The sequence below is a fragment of the Streptomyces sp. AM6-12 genome (genome assembly GCF_044327085.1).
Taxonomy (GTDB): domain Bacteria; phylum Actinomycetota; class Actinomycetes; order Streptomycetales; family Streptomycetaceae; genus Streptomyces.
The window spans coordinates 90,249-114,718 of record NZ_JBIQWN010000001.1 but is presented as its reverse complement, the minus strand read 5'-3'; the positions used below and the strand labels follow the sequence as shown (position 1 = coordinate 114,718).

Below are 24,470 nucleotides of genomic sequence, written 5' to 3'. Positions count from 1 at the left end.
GCCCGACCTCATCGAACGGTTCAGCCAGGGCCGAGCACATGGGCTGCTTTTGTTCAGCGGAGGACGCCGTCCGCACCGGGGTCCCGGGCAAGCCGGGCAGCGCTCTCCAACAGCAGGGCGTGTACGAAGGCCTGGGGGAGGTTGCCGCGCAGTTGACGCTGGGCGATGTCGAACTCTTCCGCGTACAGTCCCGACGCGCCGCAGGCGCCGCGGTTGCGTTCGAACCAGCGGTGGGCGTCGACCGTGTTGCCCTGCTGGTGTTCCGCCATGGCCATGAGGAAGCCGCAGAGCAGGAAAGCGCCTTCCGCTTCCTGGAGGGGCCGGTCATCGTGGCGGAAGCGGTAGACGAAGTGTTCGTCGGCCAGGTGCTCGCGGCAGGCGGCGAGGGTGGCACGAGTGCGTGGGTCGTCGGCGCGCGGCGCACCGCGCAGAGCGGGCAGCAGCAGCGCCGCGTCGACTGCCGGGTCGTCCGGGCTGCGCTGCCAGTGCCCGGAAGCGTGCACGCTACTCGCCGCGGTCTCGTTGAACAGCGTGTCCGCGAGTCGGGTGCAAGCGTCGGCGTGTTGCCGGTTGGGTGCCGCGGCGGCCAGGGCGCGCAGCCCGGCAACGCAGGTGAGTCGGCTGTGAGTCCAGTACCTGTTGCCCAGCTCCCAGATCCCCGCGTCCGGCTCCCGCCACCGTGCGGCGATGGCCCGCACGGCGGTCTCGGCGGCCTTCCAGCCGTCTGCGTCCAACCGGTTGTGGCGTTCGGCTGCCGCGAAGAGGAGCAACGACTCGCCAAAGCAGTCGAGCTGGAACTGTTCCTTCACGTGGTTGCCGGTGCGGCTGAAGCCGCCGGGATAGCCGGGTAGGTCGAGCTCTTGCTGGCCGGGTACCGGCGCGCCGTCCGCGGTATAGGCAGGGGCGAGGTGCGGCCCGTCGGCCAGCAGCCGCTCACCGACGAACCTGACCGCCGCATCGAGGAGTTCAGGGGCATTCGCGGCGGCCGCGGCCTGGCCGGCGTAGCTCTGGTCGCGGATCCACACATACCGGTAGTCGTAGTTGCGGCCCGTCTCGGCGCGTTCGGGGAGGCTGGTGGTGGCCGCGGCCACCATGCCGCCGCCGTGGGTGGTCAGCCCGCGCAACAGGGCATAGGCACGCCGGGAGTCGCTGACGGCGATCGTGTGGTCCAGCGATGGAACAGTTTGCCGCCAGGCCCGTTCGGTGACGGCCCAGGCCTGCTCGGCTCGCGGCAGGGTGCGCGGCAGCGATGTGCTGGAGCACTCCAGCACGAGGTCGTGGCGTTCGCCGGGCTTGAGCACGAGATCTGTGACCAAGCCGTCGCCGTGGGCCCTTGCCGACGCGGCACCCTGCCAGCGCAGTCGGTGCCGTCCGGTGGTCAGATGCCAGACCCCGTCATCGTCACGGCGCGTGCGGCCGAGCGGGGCGCGTCCGTAGTGGCCGCTCGGGTCGAGCACGACCCGGACATGAGCGGTCGCGTCGACGGCGAGCAGTTGCCGCAGCAGGATCAGGCGGTCCTTCTCGCCGGGGAAGACGAGCGCCTCCCGGCATTCGATGACACCGCTGGTGGTGACCCAGCGACTGCGCCAGATCAGGGTGCCCTCCTCGTAATAGCCACCGGGAACCCAGCGGTCGCGCGGAGTCACCGCGTAGACGCCTCGTCCGCCGATGAGGGAGGCGAAGACAGCATCGTCGTGCCAAGTGGGGGAGCACAACCAGTTGATGGCGCCGTCCGGTCCGATCAGGGCGCCGCGCTCCCCGTCAGCGAGCAGCGCGTAGTCGTGTAGCGCGTGCGGCGGGAAGGACATGCTGCTCATCGATGCTGGCTCCGGCGGTCAGGCCACGCGGTGAGCCTGTGCGCGCTTTCTGTTGGGGGACGGTCCCGGCCCAGGTACGCGGTCTGCTCACCGCATTCGCCGCAGTCGGCGACAGCATGCGCGAACGGGTCGACGTAGGTCGGTCCGAAGCGCACCGGCGCGCCCGGCGCCGCACACCGCGAGGTTCCGCGCGTTCGCCATCGCGTCTCCCGCGTCATGCGGCTTCTCCTAGCTCTGCGGTTCTGAAGGCGCGGCTTTGCCGGGTATGGGGATGGATTCCCCGGGCCTTCCGTTCATAACGAGCCTTCTGGGGGTACCGGGAACACGCAGGCGTGACGCAGAGCACACTCCTGCCTGAGCCATGAGCCGCCGGACGGTCCTGGCGCCTACGCGCTCTCGCCGGGGTGGGGCCAAACCTCGTTCGATGGGTCCTCCGCCGGCGCATGATCTTCCGGCTGCACGCGCGGCGGGCACCCCGCCTCCCGCCTCCTCATCGCCCTGTGGGATGAGCACCCGGTTCAGGGGGCCGCGCATGACATGGACACCGTGTTCCGGGTGGCAGACGCCGGGCAGGCCTGACCGTGGACCGAGTGAGCAGCGCTGATCCGCCTGCCCTGGCTCCCACGTCAGGCCTTGCCATCGATCAAGGCCTGTCACGCGTGCTTCGACATTTCGTCCTTCTGGCCGAGGAGAGCTTCACAGGCCGCGTCCACGGTGTCGAATATGGGGCAGCTCATGCCGACCCCGGTCAGGTCGAGCACACGTCGCACCACTTGGCTGGGCGCGGCCAGGGACACGGATCCATCCATGTTCCGCATCTCGCTGACGGTTCGGACGATGACGCGCAACCCGGAGGAGTCCATGAACGGCACGCCCGCCAGGTCCAGCACCAGGTGACGCCGTCCGTGCACCACCTGGCCGGCCACCTGGTGCTGAAGTGCGAGTTCGGTGTCGGCGTCGAGGTCTCCGCAGACGGTGATGATCGCGGCGTCGGAGCTGATCACGGCCACCTCGACGCCCAGACCTGCTGATTGGCTCACAAGTTCTCCTCGGACGGGTTTTATACGACAGCAGGCCGCCTACCCGGTGAGACGATGTTCATTTCTGCTGTACGCGGTTTGCTTGTCGGTAAACCAGCAGTCCGCCGCTGGTCCAGGATGACCGGCCAGAGGCCCGATGATCCGGTGCGGCGAGTGGCCGGCCGCGCCGCTTCGCCAGCTGCCACGGGGGCGTCAGCCGTGCGGATACCAGCGGATGGGCCAGTGGCACAGCCACGGCCGCCAGCGACTTCACGGCGCGGACGGGCCGGCGTCCGCGCCGGCACTCAGTGCCCTGGGCCGCCGGTCCCGTAGTGGCCACTGATCTGGTCCCGGTAGGCGGGGTCGCCCAGGTGCCTGTCCTTGTCGAACTCCGGCGCGTTCTTGATCTGCTCCTTGGAGCTGGCGAACCGGATGGTCCTCGACTCGTGGTCGACGGCGGTGATCGTCGCGGCCGGCAGCAGGACCTTCTTGCCGAAGATCCACACGCCGGTGTCGACGACGATGTACTGCGATCCGATGTCACTGGAGTGCTGGTCGACCTTGCCGACTCGCCCGTCCGACGTCTCCACCGCATAGCCGGTCAGGTCGGCGTCAGGAGTGTGGCCTGCCGTCGGCGCGTGGTTCCACATGTCCTCAGTCATGCCCGTCCTCTGCAGATACTCGTCGAGGGGATGCCCGTGCATCCCGTTTTTCATCTCGGGAAGCTCCGTCTGTCCGTGAAGCAGATGAGTAATCGCCTGATGCCGGCATTTCGGGCAGACTTGTGCCAAGGCCGCCGCCGGCGAGACCTTCCTGATCACCGATGGCGGCCGCCCGGGAACCGGAACGGCTCGAAGCGCTCAGTGCCCGCTGGTGTCCCCGTGACTTCGTACGACCTCCTTCATCTTGGCCACCGCGAACCCCCAGCCCTGTTCGACGGTCGGCTGGGCCGGAACGGCGACCTCGTCGGGGTTGGTGAGGACGTCGAGCAGGACCGGCCCCGGACTGCTGAAGGCCCGTCGCACCGCGCTCTCCACCTCCGACGGGTCCGTCACGCGGATGCCGGTGATACCCATGGCCTCGGCCACGGCGGAGAAGTCGGGATTGTCGAGCACGGTGCCGAACTCGGGCAGACCGGCCTGCTCCTGCTCGAGTTTCACCATCCCCAGGCGCCGGTTGTCGAAGACGACGAGCTTGACGGGCAAGCGGTGGGTCTTGAGGGTCATGAGATCGCCGAGGAGCATGCTGAGTCCGCCGTCGCCGCAGAAGGCCACGACCTGGCGCTCACGGTCCAGGCACTGGGCGCCCAGCGCCTGCGGCATCGCGTTGGCCATCGAGCCCAGGTTGTACGAACCGATGAGGCGCCGCTCTCCCCGCATCTCGACGAAACGGGAGAGCCACACCGTGGCCATGCCCGTGTCGGACGTGAAGACGGCGTCGTCGGCGGCGGCACGGTCCACCGCCGCGGCCAGCGCCTCGGGCCTGATGTCGTGGGCGCGGTTGTCCAGCGCGGAGCGGAGCCGTCCCACGAGGCCCTTGTCGTGATCGGGGTCGGCGAGCCGCGCCTGGCCGGCGCGCCACCGGTCGAAGCGTTCGCGCGCCTTGTCCAGGTGGGAACGGTCGGGCGTGCCCTTGGACGTGGCAAGGTGGTCCAGCAGGTCGCGCACGGTGGCGCCGGTGTCGCCCACGAGACCGACCTCGACCGGCACCCGGCGTCCGATGTGGGTGGCCTCGGTGTCGACCTGGATCACGGTCTTGCCCTCGGGGTACCAGTCCCGGTAGGGGAAGTCGGTGCCGAGCAGGAGAAGAGTGTCCGCGTCCTGGAGGGCCGCCGCCGCGGCGGGGTTGCCGATCAGGCCGGTCTGGCCGACCTGGAAGGGGTTGTGGTCGCCCTCGAATCCCGCCTTCGCCTTCAGCGTGAGCACCATCGGCGCGGCCAGACGGTCGGCGAGGGCGAGGACGTCCTCGCGGGCAGCGCGTGCTCCTTCCCCGACGAGCAGGGTGACGCGCTCGGAACGGTCGAGGAGTTCCGCGGCGCGCCGGCAGGCCGAACCGTCCGGCCGGCTCACCGCAGGGGTCAGGGAGAACCGGGGCGGGCGGTCGGCGGTCAGCTCCCGCTCTCCCAGGTCACCCGGCACGGTGAGGACGGCGACGCCCTTGCGGCCGAGTGCGGTGCGCACCGCTGTCTCCAGCATCTGCGGCAGTTGGTCGGGCGACGTGATGGTGGCGCGGAAGACGGCCACGTCGCTGAAGAGGGCGTCGTTGTCGACCTCCTGGAAATAGTCGCTGCCGAGTTCGGCGAGCGGCACCTGTCCGGCGATGGCCAGGACCGGGGCGTGGCTCTTGGCGGCGTCGTACAGCCCGTTGAGGAGGTGGACGGAACCAGGTCCGACGGTGCCCATGCACACGCCGAGGGTGCCGGTGAGCTGGGACTGCGCGCTCGCGGCGAAGGCCGCCGCCTCTTCGTGCCGGCAACCCACCCATTCCAGGCTCTCGGTGCTGCGGATGGCGTCCGTCAGGGGGTTGAGCGCGTCTCCCACGACGCCGAACACCTGACGCACGCCGAGTTCGCTCAGCGCGTCCACGATGACGCGGGCAACAGTACGGGACATGTGGGTCCTCCGGGTCAGACGGTGAAACGGTCGGGGTCGGCGGCCTGCCAGTCGGCCGCCCATGAGGCCGGGGGCTCCGCGAGCAGTTGCCCCGGCGCCAGCCACTCGTACAACTCCTCGTAGGAGCGTTCGGTGAGGGGGTCGATACGGCGGCGGAGCATGTGCGGGCGCAGCTGCGCGGGGTCGCTGACCCCCATGGACGCCATGATCTGCAGGGCGCTGGCCACCGTCGCCTCCTGGAAGCGCTGGACGCGCGGGGCCTTGTCCCGTACGTCCAGGGCGCGGGCTCGGTGCGGGTCCTGGGTCGTGACGCCGGTGGGACAGGTGTTGGTATGGCACCTCTGCGCCTGGATGCAGCCGACGGCGAACATCATCGCCCGCGCCGCGTTGGCGTAGTCGGCGCCCTGGACCATGCGCTTGACGAGGTCGGTACCCGTGGCGACCTTGCCGCTCACCCCGATCCTGATCCGGTCGCGCAGCCCCGCCCCCACCAAGGCGTTGTGCACCGTGATCAGGCCTTCGGTGAGCGGGGTGCCCACGTGGTCGGCAAACTCCAGCGGCGCCGCGCCGGTTCCGCCTTCCGCACCGTCCACCACGATGAAGTCGGGTGCCGTGCCCTCCTCCAGCATGGCCTTGCACACCGCCAGGAACTGCTGGCGCGAGCCCACGCACAACTTGAACCCGGCGGGCTTGCCACCGGACAGCTCACGCATGCGGGCGATGAAACGCACGAGTTCGCGCGGAGTGGAGAACACCCGGTGGTACGGCGGGGAGACGACCGTGCGCCCCTCGGGCACGTCCCGCACCCGGGCGATCTCGGCGTTCACCTTCGCCCCCGGCAGCACACCGCCGATGCCGGGCTTCGCACCCTGGGAAAGCTTCAGGGAAACACACTTGACCTGGTCGTGCGCCGCCTTCTCGGCGAACTCCGCCGCGTCGAAGTCCCCATCACGGGTACGGCAGCCGAAGTATCCCGTACCGATCTCCCACACGAGGTCACCCCCCGGACGCAGGTGGTACTCCGACAGGCCGCCCTCGCCCGTGTCCTGGGCGAATTTCCCGGCCGCCGCGCCGCCGTTGAGCGCCAGGACCGCATTGGCCGACAGCGAGCCGAAGCTCATCGCCGACACATTGAGCAGGGCCATGTCGTACGGCCGCTCGCAGTCCGGGCCGCCGATCCGTACCCGCGGCGGAGTCTTTGGCACCGGGCACGGCGCCATCGACGGAACGAGGAACTCGTGACCGGGCGCGTACACGTCGCGTTCGGTGCCGTACGGCTCCTCCGCGTCCGTGCCCTTGGCACGCTCGTAGACGATGCTGCGCACGTCCCGGTCGAAGGGACGGCCGTCGAAGTTCCGCTCGACGAAGTACTGCTGGAGCTCCGGGCGTATCCGCTCCAGGAGGAAGCGGGCATGACCGAGAACGGGATAGTTGCGCAGCACCGAGTGCTCGCGCTGGACCAGGTCCCAGCCGCCCAACACACCGAGGGACAGCAACGGAACGGCCGCGAACCACCAATAGGGCGAGCAACCGACGGCCGCCGCAGCGCTCACGAGTGCGGCGGTCAGAGTCAGGAAGACGATCACAATGCGTGTCACCACTCGCGCATTGCCCGACAACCCGCCTCCATGCACCCCGGCCCCCAAGAACCCGTCATCTCCTCGCACGACGGCCGGCGCGGCTCGCTCACCGGCGCTGCTCGCCGCTTGTCCTGGGCCATCCGTGCTACGAGGGGACACCGGCGGCCGTCAGGAAGCAGACGATCAGGCCGGAGGCCGCGCGGTCGAAGGTGAAGTTGCGGTGATCGCCGCCGAGCGGTGCCGCCCGAATGTCGCCAGCTCGGCATTGAACTGAGCGCCGATCAAGAGGGCCAGGTTGGACAGCCACAGCCAGATGAGGAAAACCACCACACCCGCGAGCGAGCCATACAGGCGGTAGTAGGTGCTCACATGCTGGGCATAGACGGTGAAACCGAGGGAGACGGCCAGCAGAAGCACGATCGCAAGACCCCCGCCCGGTGCCATTTTCCGGAGCGGGCGGGAGGGAGCGGGACCCGAGCGGTAGAGCACCAGGACCAGGGCGACGGCCACCGCGGCCAGAACTGGCCAGCGCAGCGTTTCCCACGCGGTCTGGGGCACGGTGGCCAGGTCGAGTGCCCGCGCCAGGCGCCTGACCAGGCTGCCGCTCAGCAACAGTGTGAGGGTGGTGGTGAGGAGCAGGCTGATCAGTACGATCGCGGTGATGACGATGCGCGGGGCGGTACGCCACACCGGCCGGTGCGAGTCGGAGCGGTGGATCGCATGCAGGGCCCTGCGGAAGACGCTCAGATAGCTGCAGCCCGACCACAGCGCCCCCACGGCGCCGAAGAAGACCAGCATCCATGCCGCGGACGATTGGTGGGCCATCTGCTGCAGAGCGCTGCGCAGCAGCCCGCGGGACGTGGCCGGGACGATCTCCGTCACCTGGTGGATCACCCGGGGGGTCGTCGCAGGCATGGTCAGCCCGAGAACCGAGAGGATCACCAACAGGACGGGGAACAGAGCGAGAACCGCGTAGTAGGTCAAAGCGGCTGCCCAGTCCGTGACGTCGTCGTTCCAGACGGCCACCGGTGTGCGGCGCAGTGCCGCCCACCACCCGTACTGGTGATCGCCATCGTCATCCATCACCGCATGCTCCCCCTCGAACTGACCGGGTACCACTCACAGTCACCGCGCCGGCCGGCCACCACGCGGCTCCGCTGCCGAACAGGGGCTGCGCGCGAAAGGCGGGCCCCGGCCCGACGAGCCAGGCCCCGCCTGTTCGGGATGCGGCTCAGTCCTTGAAGATGTCCTTCGCCGCGTCCTTGGCCTTCTCACCGGCCTGCTTGACGTCGCCTGCGACCTGGTCGGCCTTGCCCTCTGCCTGCAGACGTTCGTTGCCGACCGCCTTGCCGACCGCTTCCTTCGCCTTGCCCCTGATCTTGTTCGCGGCGTTGTCGGCCTTGTCCCCAGTGCTCATCGAAACCATCCTTCCCAGCCCGCGCTCGTCGTGTTCCCCAGCCCTCTACCCGCGCCGCTTCAGGTGATGTCCGGTCCGCTCCCGGACCACTCGTGCGGCTGGCTCGGTGAGGACGTCGAGGAGTGGCACGGTCCTTCGACGGCGAAGGCTCGGGTTCACACGGCTGCGGAACCGGACTCGCCCAGCTCCACGCCGGTGCCACCACAATTTCTGTCAGATCGGGGTATTCGAAGAGGGGCAAGGGCCGGCCAGAGTGCACTGTTGTCGTTTGACAACAATGGCCGTGACGCAACAAAGTAGCCACGTCGGACGTGCGCGGGGAAGGACCTGGAATGCTCCGGTGGACGGAGACCGCTCCGTGTGCTGGTCACCATCGTCGACAGGTGGGGGTGACACCGGTGCCGCGAACGGCGGTTCAGGCGCTACGGCTGCCCGAATCCGGGACTTCGCCGTGTATCTGTGTCGCCGCGGCGACGCAGAACGCTTCCAGTCCCTCCAGGAGTGCGATCCGCTTGGCGGCGGGCATATCGGCCAGCACCGTCTGCAATTCGTTCTCCCTGCGAGCGCGCAGATCGGCGAGGAAGGTGCGGCCCCGGCCGCTGAGGTGGAGTCGCACCTCGCGCCGGTCTTCCGCCCTCGCCACTCGCTCGACGAAGCCGGCGGCCACCAGCCGGTCGCACAGCCGACTGGTGGACGGCGGGGTGGACGCGAGGGACTCGGCGAGGGTGCGCAGATTGATGCCGTCGTGGTGCTCGAGGATGTGCAGCGCGCGCAGCTGGGAAGCGGAGGTGGGGGCGGTCGACGCGCGGCCCCACACGACCTCCAGCAACTCGGCGGCCGTGGTGGTCACGCGCGCGACCTCATCGGGCTCTGGGCAGCGGCGGAAGGCAGTCACAGTCACACTCTCGCAGGCACTGGGGCGACTGTCAGCGTACTAGGTGCGCGTGCTGGCTACAGATGGCCCTTGGCAGCGGTGTGGCCCGTTCCTGAACTTCGCCTCCCTGGTGAGGCGCGTACGGTTTCCGACGGAAGATAGGTGTATATCCCCTTATGAATAGATTTATGACGGCCGAGCGCGCTCTGCGCACGGCGGCTCCCCATGAGTTGCTCGACGCCATCCGTGCCGTACTGATCGAGCAGTACGGCGCGGAGGACGTCGAACTGTTCATGGCGGATTACAGCCTGACCGTGCTTCAGCCGGTTTCGGTGCTACCGCACACGCTGGAACCGGTGTCGGTGCACAACAGCCCCGCCGGCCGGGCCTTCGGTTCGCAGAAGCCTTACCGTGAAGAGGGCCGCGACGGGCGCGCGCGTCTGCATCTGCCGGTCAGTGTGCGCGGCGACCGGCTCGGTGTGCTCTCGGTGAATTTTCGCGAGAGCGAGGCTGCCCGCGAGCGGGAGTCCGAGCTGGCCGAGATCGCCGATATGCTGGGGCACGAGGTGATCGTGGCCGAGCGCGACACCGACCTGTACCTGCAGGCGCGGCGCAAGGACCGGTTGACCCTTGCCGCGGAGATGCAGTGGCAGCTCCTGCCCGGCCGCTCATGCTCTCGTCCCGAATACGAGCTGGGAGCGCAGCTTGAGCCCGCTTACGCGATTTTCGGTGACAACTTCGACTGGTCGGCTACCGCCGATCATCTGATGCTGTACGTCACCAACGGCATGGGCGAGGGGATAGAGGCGTCGCTGCTCACCAACCTGGCCATCAACGCCCTGCGCAACGCCCGGCGCGCCGGCATCTCCCTCGCCGACCAGGCGGCCCTTGCCGACCAGGCCGTGTACGCCCACTACCAGGGGCGTTGCTACCTGTCCGTGTTGATGTTCGACTTCGACCTCGCCACCGGGCGGGCGAGCGTCGTGGATGCGGGATCCCCCCAGCTGTTGCGGCTGCGCAAGGGCGTCGTGGAGCGCGTGGCGTTCGATGCCCAGTTGCCCCTCGGTATGTTCGAGGAGACCGACTACGTCGCGCAGGACTTCCGTGTCGAGCCCGGCGACCGGCTTGTCTTCGTCAGTGACGGCGTCCACGCGGTGGCGTCCCCGAAGGGTGAGGCGTACGGGGACGCGGCCCTGGCCCGGGCCATCCATGTCACGCGGCTGCTGCCTGCCGCCGAGGTGCCGCGCGCGATCCTGCGGGAGCTGACCGGTCACCGGGGCAAGCCGGTGCCTGACGACGATGCGCTGGTCGTCTGCCTGGACTGGCATGGCCGGACCTCCGGGTCCTGACGACGGCGGGCCCCGATTGTGGCGATCGCGTGTTGTTCGACTCTCCTTCCTCGCGCTAACGTTTGCCATGCGGCAATAATTGCCTGATGGGTCGCGGTTGGGTCGATCACAAGGCTCGCAGCAGGGAGACGATGCAGGTGACCGAGCACGACACGGCCCCCGAGGTCAGGCAGCAACTCGGAGGCTTTCTGGAACGGCGTCGCGAGCAGATCGCCCAGCAATGGGCGGACGCCTCCCTGTTCCGGACGGTCTTCACGGTCTCCAGGGGCGAGGCGGTCGAGGCGTGCAAGGCCGTCGTGGACGCCCTCGCCGACGTGGCGCGCACGGGACGGCTGGACGACATCGAGGCGCCCGGCTTCGCCCCTGTGAGAGACCAGCTCGGGCGGATGGCTGCCTCGCGGGCCCGGGCCGGCTCCAGTCCCTCGCAGATCGCCGGCGAGGTGGCCGGACTGCGTGAGCCGGTCACCGCACTGCTGCGGGCCGAGTTCGAAAACCTTGCCGACGAGCACGCACAGGCGTGCCTGCTCGGGCTGACCGCCCTGATGGGCACGCTCCGCCTGGTGGTCATGGAGACGACGGTCAGCGCGGGCAGGGAAGTCATCGCCCGCCAGAGCCAGCAGCTTCTGGAGGTGGCCACTCCGGTCATCAGACTGTGGGAGGGCGTCGTCGCCGTGCCGCTGATCGGCACCCTGGACAGCGCGCGCAGCCAGGTCGTGATGGAGAGCCTGCTGGAGGCCATCGTGGAACAGCGGGCGCAGTACGCCATCCTCGACATCACCGGCGTGCCGACCGTCGACTCGCTCGTGGCCCAGCATCTGATGAAGACGGTCGCCGCAGCCCGGCTGATGGGCGCGGAGTGCATCGTGTCGGGGATCCGTCCCGCCATCGCGCAGACCATCGTCCACCTCGGTATCGACCTCGGGTCGATCCTCACCCGAGCCGGCCTCGCCGACGCCTTGGCGTACGCGCTCAACCAGCAGGGCATCGTCGTCTCACCCCGACCGGTCGCCGGAGCGAACCCGCGGTGACGGGCCTCCCCGCCGCCCACGGCGGCCCGGTGCCTGTCCTGACACTGGGCGACATCCTGCTGGTGACCCTCCAGGGAGAGCTGCAGGACGGGGCGGCCGAACACCTCCAGAACGACATCACCCACCGCATCGCCTCGAACCCGGATCCGGTGCGCGGTGTCGTGATCGACATCTCGGGCGTGGAGATCGTCGACTCCTTCCTAGGCCGCGTCCTGGCCGAGATCGCCGCAGGCGCGCGCCTGCTGGCCGCACGGACGGTGCTGGCCGGTATGCGCCCGGCCGTGGCCATCACCCTGGTCGAACTGGGCCTGACACTGCCCGGCGTGGTCACGGCGCTGGACACCGAAGGGGCACTGTCCCTACTGGACCGCACGTCATCCGCAACCCTGCCCGCCGACCGGGAAGAGGGTGCATGATGCATGCCCCGCTCGCCTCGACCACACGCCTGCCCGTCGGCTCGGACGCGGACCTCGCCTGGGTGCGCCAGCACGTGCGCCAGGTCGCCGCCGGCCTCGGCTTCGGCCTGGTCCAGCAGACCAAGCTGGTGACGGCGGCCAGTGAGCTGGCCCGCAACACCCTCGTCCACGGAGGCGGCGGGCATGTGGAAGTCACCCTGCTGACGGATGGGGCCCAGCCCGGTCTGCGGCTGTCTTTCGTCGACACCGGACCCGGCATCCGGGACATCGAACGTGCGATGACGGACGGCTACACCACCGGCGGCGGCCTGGGTCTGGGCATGAGCGGGGCCAAACGGCTGGTGAAGGAGTTCACCGTGGACAGCCGGCCCGGCCAGGGCACCACCGTCACCATCGCCGACTGGGTCTCCGGCCTCCCCTCGCCACGCCCCGGTACTCCGTGAGCAGGGTCTGGGACATCCCGGTCCAGGACAGCACCCGGGTCCGGGATGTCCGCGTCGCCATAGAAGACGCCTGCGCCCAGACAGGGCTGGACCCACACGCCACGGCGGTCGCGGCCCTGGTGGCGACGGAACTCGCGACGAACCTCGTCAAGCACGCCGACGCAGGCCGTATCGTCATCAACTTCACCGGACCTGCCGACACCCTCGCGCATGCCGTCCCCTGCGTTCAGATCACCTCGCTCGATCACGGGCCGGGTATCGGCGACGTACGGGCGGCGATGCAGGACGGCTACACCACGGCACCGTCGTCCCTGGGCGCGGGCCTGGGCACCTGCCTGCGGATCTCCAGCGCCTTCGACCTGCACACCTGCTCGGGCCGGGGCACCGTCGCCGTCGCACGGGTCAGCTCCGCCCGCCCGCGCGTCGCGTCCCACTCGCGGCTGCTCCCTTCCCCCACGGGCACGCGGGCCGGGGGGATCAACGCCTCCCTCGGCCGAGCCGAGCACTCGGGCGACGCCTTCACCTGGGTACGCTCCGGCTCCCAGGTCACGCTGATGCTCGCAGACGGTCTCGGCCACGGGGACAAGGCAGCCGTGGCGTCCACGGCTGCGATGGACGGCCTGTGCCGGGCCGCAGCCCTGCCGCCGGCCGAAATCCTGCGCCATCTGCATGCCGCCCTGCGGCCCACGCGAGGCGCGGCGATCGCAGTGGCGCAGCTCGACGAAAGGGTGAACCGGCTTTTGTTCGCCGGCGTGGGCAACGTCGGCGCCCGCCTCCGCAACACCGCCGGATGGCAGCACCTCGTATCCCAACCGGGCATCGTCGGAGCCCAGTTCCCCGCGACCGTGCCCGTCCAGCACCTGGCCTGGCAGCCGGACAGCATGCTCATCCTGCACAGCGGCGGCCTCCCCAGCCACTGGACGCCTCCGCACGACCAGCAGCTCCTCACCCATGACCCGGCCGTGGTGGCCGCGGTCGTTCTGCGGGACGCCGGCAGCGCCGCGCGCCCCCTGCGCGACGACACCAGTGTGGCCGTACTGACCCCGACCCGTCCGACGGGCGTCCATGACCGTGACTTCTGACGCCTGGAAGCTGGCGTCGGTCGCCGACGCGGCACACATTCGCGCCGCTGCCGACCGCATCGCCACAGACGGCGGGGCACCGGCCATGGAACGGACCCGCTTCCGCACGTCGCTGACGGCACGGTTGCGCCGATGCCTCGGTATTGACGGGCTGGGGGTACTGCTGTCCCGCGTCCGGCAGGCGCCCTCACCTGCGCCCTGCCGCGCCCGCCCGCCAAGGACGGCGTAGTGCACGCCGGCAGGCGGCTGCAACAAGCCCTGCCGCAAGGCGACAAGAACACCGCGGCCGTGCTGAGCCTGGGCGAGGAGGAGGGCCTCGTCCGGCCGGGCAGACCGTGCTCCTGGCCGCTCGCTGTTGCCCCGCCAGCCGGGGCTCGGACATCGGCGGCGACCGGTACGACGCTGTCCCACTGCACGACGGCCGTCCTCGCCGGCATAGGGGACGTCACGGGCCACGGATTGCGTGCGGCCGTGGCCTTGGGCCGGCTGCGCACGGCACCGCGCGCCAGCGCGGTGGCGAACCGACTCCTCTCACGCAGCGACTCTCATGGAAGCGAGCATTCTCGGGGTAGCGTGGGGACCACAAGGCGAGAGGGTGGATGCGGTGAATACCTCTGGACCACTTGCGTCGGCAGAAGCACGACTCCGCGCGGCTGCGCCCCACGCGCTCGTCGCCACTGCCCGCCGTATTCTCGCCGAGCGGTTCGGGGCACAGGAGGTCACCCTCCTCCTCGCCGACTACGGCCTGAGCGTCCTGCAGCCGGTGTCCCATCTGCCCTGCACCGGCACTCCGGTCCCCGCCCATGACGGTCCGGCGGGCAGCGCCTTCATCCAGCAGAGTCCGGTGATCGAAGTGTGCCGCGAGCCGTCCGGTCACCTGGTGCACCTGCCGATCACCGTGCGCGGCGACCGGCTCGGCGTCCTCTCCGTACGACTGCCCGAGGCTAGTGCCGCCCCGGACACCGTGCTCCAGCTCGGCGACTTCGCCACGGCACTGGGCCACGAGGTCTCCACCGTCGACCGCGACACCGACCTCTACCTTCAGGCCCGTCGTACTCGCCGCCTCACCCTCGCCGCCGAAATGCAGTGGCAACTCCTCCCAGGCCGGGGGTGCGCCCGAGAGGAGTACGTGATCGGCGCCCATCTTGAGCCGGCCTACGCGATCGGGGGCGACAACTTCGACTGGTCCACCAGCGCCGACCATCTCGTCCTGACCGTCACCGACGGCATGGGGCAGGGCATCGACGCCTCCCTGCTCACCAATCTCACGGTCAGTGCCCTGCGCAACGCGCGCCGCGCCGGCATCGCCCTCGCCGACCAGGCATGCCTGGCCGATCAGGCGATCTACGCCCAGTACGGCGGCAAGGTGTACGCCTCCACACTGCTGCTGGACTTCCACCTGCCCACCGGCACGGTCCGCGCGGTCGACGCAGGCTCCCCCCAGCTGTTCCGCCAGCGCGGCAGTCACACCGAACGAGTCGAACTGGACGCCCAGATGCCGCTCGGCATGTTCGAGGAAACCCCCTACGAAGAACAAGTCTTCCAAGTCGAGCCGGGCGATCGCCTCATAGTGGTCAGCACAGGCGTGCACGACACCCGCTCCGCAGCCGGCGATCTATACGGGGAACGAGCGTTGCGCCAGATCCTCGGCGCCCTCCGCACCACCCCGGCACACGAGACGGCACGCGCGGTCGTTTCCGGGCTGATCGAGCACTACGGCAGCAGGGAGCTGATGTCCGACGCTGCCGTGGTTTGCCTGGACTGGACCGGACGCCCGCATTGACCCGGCTCCCGTCAGCGGGTGGAGCCCCCAGCCCTCCGGTCGATGTCGCCCTGAGCGGCAAGAAAGGCGCTCAAGCCCCGGCTCAGCGCCGTCCGCTCGGCGAGTTCCATCTCCGCGAGAACCTCGGCAAGTGCCTGTGCTCTGCGGGAGGCCACCTCACCGAGCACCTGCCGACCACGCGCTGTGAGATGCAACTGCACTTCCCGCCGTTTGCGCGGATGCAGCACGCGCTCCAGCAGACCGGCCGCCTCCAGCCTGTCACACAGCCGGCTGGCGGTCGGCGGCCCTATCTCCATGCCTTCCGCCAAAGCCGTGAGATTGAGCCCCGGGTCCGACTCCAGGACGCGCAGTGCGCGCAACTGATGCGACGACAGCCGCAGACTCGCCCCCTGGCTGGCCACTGTCCACAGGTTCACCAGGCTGTCCACGGCATCGGCGATCTCCAGCGCGAGGGACAGGGCATCGTCACCCGGACCACTCGACTGGTCGTCTCCCAAGCCACCGAGACGAGTCACGAACCCATCGCTTTCAGCAATCGTCTGTGCCTACGGATACCATCCTCATTCAAGCGCGGTACCCGAAGAGTCGCCGAGCAAGCACCGCCAGCCGGGCCATCCCAGGGAGCCGGGCCGGACGGCAGGACGCTTCCCCCACGGACGTGGGTTACCCGGAGGTGACTCCTGCGTGGGCTCCCCACCCGCTGAGGCCGCGCCCTACCGACTGACCGCCTTTTGCCTCCTTCTGGTGGCCGCAGCGGCTGCCGGCCCGGCGCACTCGGCAGCGGCGACGTCTCTTCCGATATGGCTCTTCGCAGGAGAGCGCGAGTCCCGGAGCCGGTCCATCCGGACCGTCACCTGCAGTAAGGCGTCACACGGTGGAGCGGGGTCCTGCGGCGCGGCGGAGCCGGTTGGCGATCGCCAGTCCCAGCCCTTCCTCCACCGGCAGCGATGCGACGATGAGATCGCACCCTTGCTGGTCGAGTTCGCGCAGGAACCCGTACAGCCCCCGCGCGTAGGCAGCCGCCGACCGGGGGATTTCGACCACGGCGTGCGCCTTTACGGGATCGCCGGGGGAGGGGGCCGGCAGCAGGACGCCCACCCGGTGCCCAAGCTCCTGGGCCAGCTCCGCTTCGGCGACGACTTTCTCGGGTTCGACGAGGACGACGCGTGCACGTGGCGCGTAGTGGGACGGATGCTGGCCCGGCACCCGGACGTGGCTGGTCGACGGGACGTCGAGGGAGTGACCCAGAACGGCTTCCAGGTCCTCGCGCGTCACCCCGCCGGGGCGCAGGATGCTCGGGATACCGCCGGTGACGTCGACGATGGTCGACTCGACGCCGACCTCGCAGGGACCGCCGTCCAGCACGAAGTCGACCGCATCCCCGAGCTCGGTACGGACGTGGTCCGCCGTGGTCGGGCTGACCGAGCCGAACCGGTTGGCGGACGGGGCCGTGACACCACCGCCGAAGGCTGCGAGTAGTGCACGTGCGACGGGGTGGTCGGGCACGCGTACGGCGACCGTCTCCAAGCCACCGGTCGCTACGAGGGGTACGCGTGGGCCACGCCGCAGGACCAGTGTCAGGGGCCCCGGCCAGAAGTGTTCGGCCAGAAGGCGGGCCGTCGTGGGCACATCCTCGACCCAGTCGCCCAGCAGATCCGCGCTGCCGATGTGGACGATCAGCGGGTGGGAAGGCGGGCGTCCCTTGACCTGGAAAATACGCGAGACGGCGGCGGAATCCTCGGCGTTGGCGCCCAAGCCGTAGACCGTTTCTGTCGGCAGGGCCACCAGGCCGCCGCCGCGCAGCACACCGGCTGCCTTCTCGATGTCTCTGGTGCTTGCCATCACCCTCGGATTCTCTCACCTTCGGCCCTGCGCCTGTGCGACGAGCGACTGCCCCCGCCGGGCCTGCCGCTTCGTTCCGGCGAGGAGCACGGCCGACGTCATGCCGAAGCGGACCAGGACTGTGATCATTCGATCAGCGTGTCGCGGGTGTAGCTGAGCTCTGGCGCCTCCGCCTCAAGCGTGCGAGGGCCCGGCCGTGCATACGGCCGGGCCCTCGGGCGGGCTGGTGCCCTGTCAGGTCACCATCGGTACCAGCGGCCGCGGCTGCCGCCGGCATCCGTGGAGCGCACGACGAAGCCGAGCAGCCAGACCACGAGGACGACCAGCGCCACCCACCAGAGAATCTTGAGGGCGAACCCGGCGCCGAAAAGGATGAGCGCAAGAAGCAGGACGAGCAAAAGGGGAACCATAGTTATCGACCTCCTGAGCCGCCGTATGCCCCCCATCGTGGAGGGCATACCCGGAATCCGCCTCTGTTTACGAGGAACGGACGGGGGCACGAGCCGGTCACCGCAACACCGGACAAACGCTTCGAGGAGGCTGTCTTTCATGAGTGCCGGCGAGAAGGCCAAGGCGACGAGCGAGCAGGCCAAGGGCAAGACCAAGGAAGCCGTCGGCAGCGCCCTCGGCAACGACCGGATGGCCGCCGAGGGACAGGCCGAGAAGAGCACCGGCGACGCTCGCGCCGCCAAGGAGAAGACGAAGGACGCCTTCAAGCACTGACACCCCGCACACCCAAGCCCCAGAGGGGGGCCTTCCCAACGACGGAAGGCCCCCCTCAGCCAACCCTTGGCAGCGCCGCCCCGGCGACTGGTCGTCTGGCTCGAAGGAAGTGCACGTCGGCCACCGATCTCCTTGCCGGCAACGCAGCCGCTGCCGCGCCACCACGCCTGGCGCCCTCGTCGCACCGCTCCTCGTCACGAACCTGCCCCTGGTCGGAACCGTCGCCGCGAGCAGCGCGCGTAGACAAATCAGCCTGGTCATTGCCCTTTTCTTACGTATCGTCAGGAAAGGGGATCACCTCCGCTCGGCAACCAGGGGTACATCCGGTTGTCACATAGGACCACCAGAGTGTCATGTCCATGGACTCATTCACCTGGAGGTTCACGTGCTGACTATTCGACGTCCCCGACTGTCCCGGGCCAAGCGGTTCGCGGTGCTGATCGCCGCCCTCGCGTCCGTGCTCGGCGTGTCCGCTGTCAACGGTCCCGCCGCGAACGCGGCGGTCTACGGTTCCTGCAGCATCAGCGGATGCTCCGACGCCGCCACGGCTAACTCGACGTGGTCCGATCTCGGCTATCCGACCGCTCGGGGTTGGTATGACTGGCCGGACGGCGAATGCAGCTATGCCGGCGGCGAGTTCTACAACAATGACGGGCAACTGCCGTCCGGTGACACCTTCTACGAGTACGACATCTACCCGCGTACCTGCGGCGCTCATCGTGACGCCTACCGGATCGTCGTCGACTCGAACGCCGGTGTGGTCTGGTATTCGCCCGACCACTACACCGACTTCTACCAGCTCTGACATTTCCGGCATGCAGGTGGCTCGCGCAGGAAGACGCAGTGGCTGTCGCGGATGGACACATCGGCAGCGACGGTCTTCCCGGGATCACCCTCGCCAAGGTCCTGCCTGACCGCACGCGCCGATACGATGCCACAGCTCAGCCTCCCGGAGCAGCGCACTCAAGCACCTGCAGGGCCCGGGGGTCGGCGCCGCATCATTGTTCGCCCACCCACCTGCGCGGCACCGGCGAGGCGGCTACGCGCTCATCAGCGATCTGTTCGCTCATGTGCCCCCACGCCGCCGGAGTCGGAGGACGACCCGGAGCCGGACAGGAGCGGCAGCTGGCTCCGGACCGGCAGCTTTTACACCACCTGGGTCGGGCGGACAAGGGGCGTGCCACGGCAGGAAGTGCGTTTCCCGCGGAACCTGTGACACCGGGGCGTTCCCCGGCCATCCTGCGGTGCCCCCACGGGAGGGGCCGGATGCCCGTACAGCGGGCACGCAAGCGCCCGGCACGGCTCGCGACCGCGGGAACAGAACGACGTGAAAACGCGCTTGGCACGCTTTGACACTCCTGCTCGGGCGGCCGCAGACTCTTGCCCGCCGCGGGACGTGACCCTCGTCCTCCCCGAAGTCCCTCCGAATCGAGGTCCTCATGCGCATCACGTTCGCGGGCTGCCTGGCCGGCCTGGTGGCCACCGCGGCCTTCCCGGTAGCCGCGACCACCTCCGCCCACGCCGCTTCCCAGGTCACCTCTGGGAACGCGTCACACACGGTCACCTTCACGGTCCCGGCCGGGCGTCACGGCGCCACCGTGACGGCGGACGGCGCGAGTGTCACCGTCGTCGGATCGGCCCACGCCCTCCCGGACGATCTCACCACCTGCTCCGTCACCGTCACCAAGCCGAGCCGCGCCGGGACCACCCAAGTGATGGGCGGTACGAACGTCAACTGCACCGCCCGCGTGGCCTCCCTCAACATCGTCGTCGCCCTCTACCGCAACGGGAACAACGTCTCCTCCAACCAGACCACCGTCTCCAACGCCAGTTACGGTGGCGTGTCCGACTGGGCACCGTATGCCAGCGGTTCGTGGAAGACCGGCGGCCTCTGCACGTACTTCGGCTACGACGGCAACGGCACCTCATCCGCCGAGTCGTACAGTCAGGCGGTCACCCTGTAGCCGGTGGCCCTGGCGGGCCGCACACGGTCGGTCCTGGCCTGCGGCGTCGGTCGGGCGACGCCGCCGGGGGCCGGAGGGTGAGGACGGTTGGCCGTCGCGCTCTTGGAGGCGCTGGGCACCTGGATGTGGCGACCCCCGCCAGTGCAACGCCGGCAACGGCCAGCAAGAACTTGACCCACCAAAAGTCCGGCTGGTACCCGGTGTTCTCGCCCGGCCCGGGCCGGGGACTGTCCGTCGCCCTATCCGATGCTTGTCGGAGATCGTTTTCCGTCGGCTGGTGCCGTCCGGCCGCCGCGACCGGGCCTCGCTCCTGCGCGAGGAGCCCCAGGTGGCGCCACAACGTCGGCACCTGCCGGTCAACGTGGAAGGTCTGATCGGTCGGCACCCGGGTTGCTCTGCGACGGCTTCGTCGTACGCGTCGACGCCCATCGGCAGAGCCCTCGCGGGTGTCATATCCGCGACACCTGCGACCGTGTACTGAGACCGCGCGGTAGGACTGCCGGCGTGGATCGGACGGCCGACGCGTACGGCGGTCCGGTCGCGTACGTCGACGCGGACGAGAACGTGCACGTCCACGTCGGGGGCGGGGCGGTCGGCGTCCGTTGTCCCGGCTGGTTCAGCGGAGAGTGCGGGGTTGGCTGAGGGGGGCCTTCCGTCGTTGGGAAGGCCCCCCTCTGGGGCTTGGGTGTGCGGGGTGTCAGTGCTTGAAGGCGTCCTTCGTCTTCTCCTTGGCGGCGCGAGCGTCGCCGGTGCTCTTCTCGGCCTGTCCCTCGGCGGCCATCCGGTCGTTGCCGAGGGCGCTGCCGACGGCTTCCTTGGTCTTGCCCTTGGCCTGCTCGCTCGTCGCCTTGGCCTTCTCGCCGGCACTCATGAAAGACAGCCTCCTCGAAGCGTTTGTCCGGTGTTGCGGTGACCGGCTCGTGCCCCCGTCCGTTCCTCGTAAACAGAGGCGGATTCCGGGTATGCCCTCCACGATGGGGGGCATACGGCGGCTCAGGAGGTCGATAACTATGGTTCCCCTTTTGCTCGTCCTGCTTCTTGCGCTCATCCTTTTCGGCGCCGGGTTCGCCCTCAAGATTCTCTGGTGGGTGGCGCTGGTCGTCCTCGTGGTCTGGCTGCTCGGCTTCGTCGTGCGCTCCACGGATGCCGGCGGCAGCCGCGGCCGCTGGTACCGATGGTGACCTGACAGGGCACCAGCCCGCCCGAGGGCCCGGCCGTATGCACGGCCGGGCCCTCGCACGTCCGCACGCCGACCAGGAGCCACACCAGACGAGCACGCCCCACACCAGGACCAGGGCAGATGCGCCGGAGGCGGGCCGGGCCCGCGCCGGGAACCCGCGCAATCTCCATGTCACGCCCCGCCGCGGGCCTCACGGAACAGGCGCGAGTATGCCCGCGTGGCCCTCGACGCCGCCCAGGGAGGTGGCGTCTGCCCAGCAGGACGACATTGCCGACTTCGGCTCACCGCATTCGACGTCCTCGCCGACGACGTCGATGCTCAGCCCGGCGGGTCCGGCGGGCCCGGCTGCGGACGCCCGGTGCACGGAGTGCTGCCCCTCCAGATGAGTGGCGCCCGGCTGGTGGTCGGGGCCCCGCTGCTCCGGCCGCGGCCTTGCCCCGTGCCGGCCCCCGACCTCCTGGGTCTCGGCACCCACGGATGACCCACCTCCACCACCATCCCGGTTGCTCCCGGCAGGAACGCGCCGCCCGCCGCACCGGCAACCAGCGCCCGGTACTGGTCCTGCGCCTGCGGCGCGGCGAGGGCGCCCGGTGTCGCTCGGGGGCACTCGCGGAGGCGACACCGACCAGTCGCACGCCGATACTGGGAACTGGCACGTGGGCGCGCTGCCTGATCAGGCGCCCCGCGCCAATGGGATCGCAGTGTGGCAGGCCCACACTGCCGGAGAGGGCGAGGGTACCTCCGCATGTCTCACCGCACCGCGACGACAGCGACCACTTGGCCGGCGAGGTGGGCGGGAGCTCTGCTGTGCCTCGTGGTGGCCACCGTCCATGTCGTGGATCAAGGCGGCATCACGGCGACGAGGGATCCCCATTACATCGGCGTCGCCTATCACGTCCTGGAGGTCGCGGCCGTGCTCGTCGCCGTGCTGCTCCTGATCGGTCGTGTCCGACTGGGATGGCTGCTGGCAGTCGGGGTAGCCGTCGGGCCCCTGCTGGGTTACATCCTCTCCAGGGGGCCGGGGCTACCCGACTACCGCGATGACATGGGCAATTGGACCGAGCCGCTGGGGCTGGTCAGCCTGGCCGTCGAAGGAGCCCTGCTCCTGCTGTCGATTCCGCTGTTCTTTCACAGCTGGCGCCGCAGAACCTAGTGCCCTGTCGGACGACGTTCCTCCTCCTTCTCTCGGCTGACGGGTGCTCGCGGTCGCGCAGGGCGAGTCTGGCGAGGGGGCGCATGTGGGGAGCTGCGGGGGCGCTGGGGAACGGTGGCACCAGATCGAGGCGGGCGCGGCTCAGAGTGTGGCGCGCTGCCCGGGGGGTTCTGCCTGCGCGGCGGCGACGGTGCAGGCGGCGCGCACAAAGGCAGCGACGGCCGGTGAGCGCGCGTCCTGGGGCCAGGCGACGGCCAGGGTGGCGTCCGGGAGGTCGCTGACCGGGCGGTAGGAGATGCCGGGTCGCGGGTAGCGTCGCGCTACCGAGGCGGGTGCGAAGAACACGATGCTACCTGTCTCGACGAGACTGAAGATCTCCGACAGGTTCGATGCCGACCGCGCCGCCCCGGGCTGAGGGGCGTGCTCGACCGGCCGGCCACGGTCGGCCGGTGAGCCGTCGGGGAGCTCGCGGCCGGCCAGGTCGTCCAGGCTCAGCCGGGTCCGGGCGGCCAACGGATCGGCGGCGGCCAGGGCGACCAGGACCGGCTCGGTAAGCAGCGACTCGCTGTCCAGGCCGCGGCTGTCGAAGGGGCACAGTACGAGTCCGACGTCAGCGAGCCCCTCGCGCAGTGCCTGCGGCTGCTCGCCAAAACCTCCGAGGACCAGCTCGGGCGGCAGGGACGTCTCGTCGGCGCCGTAGGTGTCGAGGATTTGCGGCAGCAGACCACCGTCGACGTCCGCCTTGAGAGCGATCCGCAGCCGCGGCGACACACTGCCTGCCCGCCGGGCCCGGTGGGCGGCGGCGGTGACCGCCTCCAGGGCGGTCCGGGCATCGCGGAGCAGGACCTCCCCGGCCGCGGTTAGCTTCACCTGCCGGGTAGTCCGCTCGAAGAGCGCCACACCGAGCTGCCGCTCCATGTCCCGGATGGTGCGGGACAACGGGGGCTGCGCCATGTCCAACCTGGAGGCGGCGCGTCCGAAGTGCAGCTCCTCCGCGACCGCGACGAAGTACCGCAGCTGCCGCACCTCGAGGTCATTCATATCCCTAGGGTATCAATGGCGACCAGGTTGGTCCTTCACCTGCACCTCCGCCCCCGGTTGACTCGGAAGCAATGGGCGAGCCCCTCGGGCTTTTGCCGTCGACCGTCTTTCACGGAGGAATTCATGATCGTAATCACCACGCCGACCGGCGACATCGGCCGACAGGTCGTGGACCGCGTCCTGGATGGCGGCGAGGCGGTCCGTGTGATCGTCCGTGACCCCTCCCGGTTGTCGGCGCGCGTGCGCGCACAGGCCGAGGTGGTGCAGGGCTCCCACGGCGACGCCGCCACGATCACGAAGGCGCTCGCGGGCGCCGACCGGTTGTTCTGGCTCGTGCCCCCGGCCGGGTTCCGTGATGCTGACAGCGCCAGGGGTTACTACCTGAACTTCACCCGGTCCGCCTGCCAGGAAGCGGCAACCCGGGGCGTGCGGGTGGTGGGCGTCACCTCCCTGGGCCGCGGCTACCAGGGCGAGGCCGGTCTCCTTTCGGCTGCGTTCGCCATGGACGAGCTGATCGAATCCAGCGGCGTTGCCTACCGGGCGTTGGCCCTGCCGTTCTTCATGGAAAACCTCCTCCGCCAGGCCCCGACGATCAAGGAACAGGGGACTTTCTCCATGGCGAACGCAGCGGACCGGCCGCTGCCGACCGTCGCCACCCGGGACGTCGCCGCCGCCGCTGCAGCGCTCCTCCTCGACACTTCGTGGAGCGGGCAGGCCCGCGTCCCCTTGGTCGGCCCCGACAATTTGACCCCCGACGCCATGGCTGAGGTCATCTCCGAGGTCCTGGGCCGTACCGTCCGCTATCACCAGGTCCCGCTCGCGGACTTCCGGACCGCGATGGTGCGGGGCGGCGCGAGCCCGGCGCTTGCACAGGACATGGCGGACATGGTCGAGGCGCAGAACAACGGGATCTACGACACCGAACTTCGCGATCCGGACTCCGTCGCCGCCACCGGATTCCGCCAGTGGTGCCAGGACAACCTCAAGCGTGACGCCCGGTCCTGACGTCACGCTGGTCAGCGTGCGCCGTGGCGCAGGAGCCGTCCCGGGGGCGGACAACTGCTGTCGGTAGGGGACTGGAACGAAAATTCGGCGACCGCTTGTCCGGCTCCTGCCCGCTCCCGTCGTCCACGAGGGCGTTCCGGAA

The 24,470-nt window shown here is 69.6% G+C and carries 26 protein-coding genes; 12 read left to right on the top strand and 14 right to left on the bottom strand.

Going from position 1 to position 24,470, the window contains the following annotated elements:
- Window positions 1–53: 53 nt before the first annotated feature.
- The 8 genes from ACE4Q9_RS00570 to ACE4Q9_RS00535 form a co-directional block, all read right to left on the bottom strand.
- On the bottom strand, window positions 54–1,817 hold the full coding sequence (locus ACE4Q9_RS00570; RefSeq protein WP_397982186.1) for a glycoside hydrolase family 15 protein: 1,764 nt from the start codon (window positions 1,815–1,817) through the stop codon (window positions 54–56).
- Window positions 1,818–2,470: 653 nt separating this feature from the next.
- The gene (locus tag ACE4Q9_RS00565) at window positions 2,471–2,857 is read right to left on the bottom strand and encodes an STAS domain-containing protein (RefSeq protein ID WP_397982185.1); all 387 of its coding nucleotides are present in this window, start codon (window positions 2,855–2,857) and stop codon (window positions 2,471–2,473) included.
- Between the two features lie 284 nt (window positions 2,858–3,141).
- Entirely contained in the window at window positions 3,142–3,498 is a 357-nt protein-coding gene (locus tag ACE4Q9_RS00560; protein ID WP_397982184.1) for a PRC-barrel domain-containing protein, read from the bottom strand.
- 198 nt (window positions 3,499–3,696) lie between these two features.
- Window positions 3,697–5,448, bottom strand: a complete 1,752-nt coding sequence (locus tag ACE4Q9_RS00555) for a thiamine pyrophosphate-dependent enzyme (RefSeq protein ID WP_397982183.1) — start codon at window positions 5,446–5,448, stop codon at window positions 3,697–3,699.
- Between the two features lie 14 nt (window positions 5,449–5,462).
- Entirely contained in the window at window positions 5,463–7,046 is a 1,584-nt protein-coding gene (locus tag ACE4Q9_RS00550) for an FMN-binding glutamate synthase family protein (RefSeq protein WP_397982182.1), read from the bottom strand.
- A gap of 165 nt (window positions 7,047–7,211) precedes the next feature.
- On the bottom strand, window positions 7,212–8,111 hold the full coding sequence (locus ACE4Q9_RS00545) for a YihY/virulence factor BrkB family protein (protein ID WP_397982181.1): 900 nt from the start codon (window positions 8,109–8,111) through the stop codon (window positions 7,212–7,214).
- A 148-nt stretch (window positions 8,112–8,259) separates the two neighbouring features.
- Window positions 8,260–8,445 carry a CsbD family protein gene (locus ACE4Q9_RS00540; RefSeq protein ID WP_397982180.1) on the bottom strand — a complete coding sequence of 62 codons (186 nt, stop codon included), beginning with the start codon at window positions 8,443–8,445 and terminating at the stop codon, window positions 8,260–8,262.
- Between the two features lie 415 nt (window positions 8,446–8,860).
- Window positions 8,861–9,295 carry a MarR family transcriptional regulator gene (locus tag ACE4Q9_RS00535; protein ID WP_397982179.1) on the bottom strand — a complete coding sequence of 145 codons (435 nt, stop codon included), beginning with the start codon at window positions 9,293–9,295 and terminating at the stop codon, window positions 8,861–8,863.
- A gap of 200 nt (window positions 9,296–9,495) precedes the next feature.
- Here ACE4Q9_RS00535 and ACE4Q9_RS00530 point away from each other — a divergent pair, with 200 nt between their 5' ends.
- From ACE4Q9_RS00530 to ACE4Q9_RS00505, 6 genes are all read left to right on the top strand, one after another.
- Window positions 9,496–10,668: a PP2C family protein-serine/threonine phosphatase gene (locus ACE4Q9_RS00530; protein WP_397982178.1), complete on the top strand. Its 1,173-nt coding sequence runs from the start codon at window positions 9,496–9,498 to the stop codon at window positions 10,666–10,668.
- A 131-nt stretch (window positions 10,669–10,799) separates the two neighbouring features.
- Entirely contained in the window at window positions 10,800–11,696 is an 897-nt protein-coding gene (locus ACE4Q9_RS00525) for an STAS domain-containing protein (protein ID WP_397982177.1), read from the top strand.
- A complete protein-coding gene (locus ACE4Q9_RS00520) occupies window positions 11,693–12,112 on the top strand; it encodes an STAS domain-containing protein (protein WP_397982176.1) in 420 nt (139 codons plus the stop codon). The genes ACE4Q9_RS00525 and ACE4Q9_RS00520 overlap by 4 nt, the downstream gene beginning before the upstream one ends.
- Entirely contained in the window at window positions 12,112–12,555 is a 444-nt protein-coding gene (locus ACE4Q9_RS00515; RefSeq protein WP_397987077.1) for an anti-sigma regulatory factor, read from the top strand. Before ACE4Q9_RS00520 ends, ACE4Q9_RS00515 begins: the two co-directional genes overlap by 1 nt.
- Window positions 12,552–13,637 (top strand): SpoIIE family protein phosphatase, encoded by a 1,086-nt coding sequence (locus ACE4Q9_RS00510; protein WP_397982175.1) that lies wholly within the window; start codon window positions 12,552–12,554, stop codon window positions 13,635–13,637. The genes ACE4Q9_RS00515 and ACE4Q9_RS00510 overlap by 4 nt, the downstream gene beginning before the upstream one ends.
- A gap of 595 nt (window positions 13,638–14,232) precedes the next feature.
- The gene (locus ACE4Q9_RS00505) at window positions 14,233–15,420 is read left to right on the top strand and encodes a PP2C family protein-serine/threonine phosphatase (RefSeq protein ID WP_397982174.1); all 1,188 of its coding nucleotides are present in this window, start codon (window positions 14,233–14,235) and stop codon (window positions 15,418–15,420) included.
- A gap of 11 nt (window positions 15,421–15,431) precedes the next feature.
- On the opposite strand, the gene ACE4Q9_RS00500 is transcribed toward ACE4Q9_RS00505, so the two are convergent.
- The 3 genes from ACE4Q9_RS00500 to ACE4Q9_RS00490 all read right to left on the bottom strand — a co-directional run bounded on the left by ACE4Q9_RS00500 (window position 15,432) and on the right by ACE4Q9_RS00490 (window position 17,672).
- Entirely contained in the window at window positions 15,432–15,935 is a 504-nt protein-coding gene (locus ACE4Q9_RS00500; protein WP_397982173.1) for a MarR family winged helix-turn-helix transcriptional regulator, read from the bottom strand.
- A 352-nt stretch (window positions 15,936–16,287) separates the two neighbouring features.
- The gene (locus ACE4Q9_RS00495; protein ID WP_397982172.1) at window positions 16,288–17,262 is read right to left on the bottom strand and encodes an L-threonylcarbamoyladenylate synthase; all 975 of its coding nucleotides are present in this window, start codon (window positions 17,260–17,262) and stop codon (window positions 16,288–16,290) included.
- 239 nt (window positions 17,263–17,501) lie between these two features.
- Entirely contained in the window at window positions 17,502–17,672 is a 171-nt protein-coding gene (locus ACE4Q9_RS00490; RefSeq protein ID WP_397982168.1) for a hydrophobic protein, read from the bottom strand.
- 139 nt (window positions 17,673–17,811) lie between these two features.
- Here ACE4Q9_RS00490 and ACE4Q9_RS00485 point away from each other — a divergent pair, with 139 nt between their 5' ends.
- The 3 genes from ACE4Q9_RS00485 (at window position 17,812) to ACE4Q9_RS00475 (ending at window position 19,949) form a co-directional block, all read left to right on the top strand.
- A complete protein-coding gene (locus ACE4Q9_RS00485; protein WP_397982169.1) occupies window positions 17,812–17,985 on the top strand; it encodes a CsbD family protein in 174 nt (57 codons plus the stop codon).
- Window positions 17,986–18,370: 385 nt separating this feature from the next.
- Complete coding sequence (locus ACE4Q9_RS00480; RefSeq protein WP_397982171.1) at window positions 18,371–18,790, top strand: ribonuclease domain-containing protein; 420 nt, start codon at window positions 18,371–18,373, stop codon at window positions 18,788–18,790.
- 634 nt (window positions 18,791–19,424) lie between these two features.
- Window positions 19,425–19,949 carry a hypothetical protein gene (locus ACE4Q9_RS00475; RefSeq protein ID WP_397982170.1) on the top strand — a complete coding sequence of 175 codons (525 nt, stop codon included), beginning with the start codon at window positions 19,425–19,427 and terminating at the stop codon, window positions 19,947–19,949.
- Window positions 19,950–20,646: 697 nt separating this feature from the next.
- Here the strand turns inward: ACE4Q9_RS00475 and ACE4Q9_RS00470 are convergent.
- Complete coding sequence (locus ACE4Q9_RS00470) at window positions 20,647–20,820, bottom strand: CsbD family protein (protein ID WP_397982169.1); 174 nt, start codon at window positions 20,818–20,820, stop codon at window positions 20,647–20,649.
- Window positions 20,821–20,959: 139 nt separating this feature from the next.
- On the opposite strand from ACE4Q9_RS00470, the gene ACE4Q9_RS00465 reads away from it, so the two are divergent.
- On the top strand, window positions 20,960–21,130 hold the full coding sequence (locus tag ACE4Q9_RS00465) for a hydrophobic protein (protein WP_397982168.1): 171 nt from the start codon (window positions 20,960–20,962) through the stop codon (window positions 21,128–21,130).
- Window positions 21,131–21,319: 189 nt separating this feature from the next.
- Here ACE4Q9_RS00465 and ACE4Q9_RS00460 read toward each other — a convergent pair whose 3' ends face one another.
- Window positions 21,320–21,604: a hypothetical protein gene (locus ACE4Q9_RS00460; RefSeq protein ID WP_397982167.1), complete on the bottom strand. Its 285-nt coding sequence runs from the start codon at window positions 21,602–21,604 to the stop codon at window positions 21,320–21,322.
- A gap of 339 nt (window positions 21,605–21,943) precedes the next feature.
- Here ACE4Q9_RS00460 and ACE4Q9_RS00455 point away from each other — a divergent pair, with 339 nt between their 5' ends.
- On the top strand, window positions 21,944–22,282 hold the full coding sequence (locus ACE4Q9_RS00455) for a hypothetical protein (protein ID WP_397982166.1): 339 nt from the start codon (window positions 21,944–21,946) through the stop codon (window positions 22,280–22,282).
- Between the two features lie 141 nt (window positions 22,283–22,423).
- On the opposite strand, the gene ACE4Q9_RS00450 is transcribed toward ACE4Q9_RS00455, so the two are convergent.
- Window positions 22,424–23,323 (bottom strand): LysR family transcriptional regulator, encoded by a 900-nt coding sequence (locus ACE4Q9_RS00450; RefSeq protein WP_397982165.1) that lies wholly within the window; start codon window positions 23,321–23,323, stop codon window positions 22,424–22,426.
- 123 nt (window positions 23,324–23,446) lie between these two features.
- Here ACE4Q9_RS00450 and ACE4Q9_RS00445 point away from each other — a divergent pair, with 123 nt between their 5' ends.
- Window positions 23,447–24,328 (top strand): NmrA family NAD(P)-binding protein, encoded by an 882-nt coding sequence (locus ACE4Q9_RS00445; RefSeq protein WP_397987076.1) that lies wholly within the window; start codon window positions 23,447–23,449, stop codon window positions 24,326–24,328.
- Window positions 24,329–24,470 lie beyond the last annotated feature (142 nt).

What these genes read in the sequence shown, in the direction of transcription:
- ACE4Q9_RS00570 (WP_397982186.1), bottom strand. Translation starts at nt 1,817, where the DNA reads ATGAGCAGCATGTCCTTCCCGCCGCACGCGCTACACGACTACGCGCTG.
- ACE4Q9_RS00560 (WP_397982184.1), bottom strand. Translation starts at nt 3,498, where the DNA reads ATGACTGAGGACATGTGGAACCACGCGCCGACGGCAGGCCACACTCCT.
- ACE4Q9_RS00555 (WP_397982183.1), bottom strand. Translation starts at nt 5,448, where the DNA reads ATGTCCCGTACTGTTGCCCGCGTCATCGTGGACGCGCTGAGCGAACTC.
- ACE4Q9_RS00545 (WP_397982181.1), bottom strand. Translation starts at nt 8,111, where the DNA reads ATGGATGACGATGGCGATCACCAGTACGGGTGGTGGGCGGCACTGCGC.
- ACE4Q9_RS00540 (WP_397982180.1), bottom strand. Translation starts at nt 8,445, where the DNA reads ATGAGCACTGGGGACAAGGCCGACAACGCCGCGAACAAGATCAGGGGC.
- ACE4Q9_RS00530 (WP_397982178.1), top strand. Translation starts at nt 9,496, where the DNA reads ATGAATAGATTTATGACGGCCGAGCGCGCTCTGCGCACGGCGGCTCCC.
- ACE4Q9_RS00525 (WP_397982177.1), top strand. Translation starts at nt 10,800, where the DNA reads ATGCAGGTGACCGAGCACGACACGGCCCCCGAGGTCAGGCAGCAACTC.
- ACE4Q9_RS00515 (WP_397987077.1), top strand. Translation starts at nt 12,112, where the DNA reads ATGCATGCCCCGCTCGCCTCGACCACACGCCTGCCCGTCGGCTCGGAC.
- ACE4Q9_RS00495 (WP_397982172.1), bottom strand. Translation starts at nt 17,262, where the DNA reads ATGGCAAGCACCAGAGACATCGAGAAGGCAGCCGGTGTGCTGCGCGGC.
- ACE4Q9_RS00490 (WP_397982168.1), bottom strand. Translation starts at nt 17,672, where the DNA reads ATGGTTCCCCTTTTGCTCGTCCTGCTTCTTGCGCTCATCCTTTTCGGC.
- ACE4Q9_RS00485 (WP_397982169.1), top strand. Translation starts at nt 17,812, where the DNA reads ATGAGTGCCGGCGAGAAGGCCAAGGCGACGAGCGAGCAGGCCAAGGGC.
- ACE4Q9_RS00475 (WP_397982170.1), top strand. Translation starts at nt 19,425, where the DNA reads ATGCGCATCACGTTCGCGGGCTGCCTGGCCGGCCTGGTGGCCACCGCG.
- ACE4Q9_RS00470 (WP_397982169.1), bottom strand. Translation starts at nt 20,820, where the DNA reads ATGAGTGCCGGCGAGAAGGCCAAGGCGACGAGCGAGCAGGCCAAGGGC.
- ACE4Q9_RS00465 (WP_397982168.1), top strand. Translation starts at nt 20,960, where the DNA reads ATGGTTCCCCTTTTGCTCGTCCTGCTTCTTGCGCTCATCCTTTTCGGC.
- ACE4Q9_RS00450 (WP_397982165.1), bottom strand. Translation starts at nt 23,323, where the DNA reads ATGAATGACCTCGAGGTGCGGCAGCTGCGGTACTTCGTCGCGGTCGCG.
- ACE4Q9_RS00445 (WP_397987076.1), top strand. Translation starts at nt 23,447, where the DNA reads ATGATCGTAATCACCACGCCGACCGGCGACATCGGCCGACAGGTCGTG.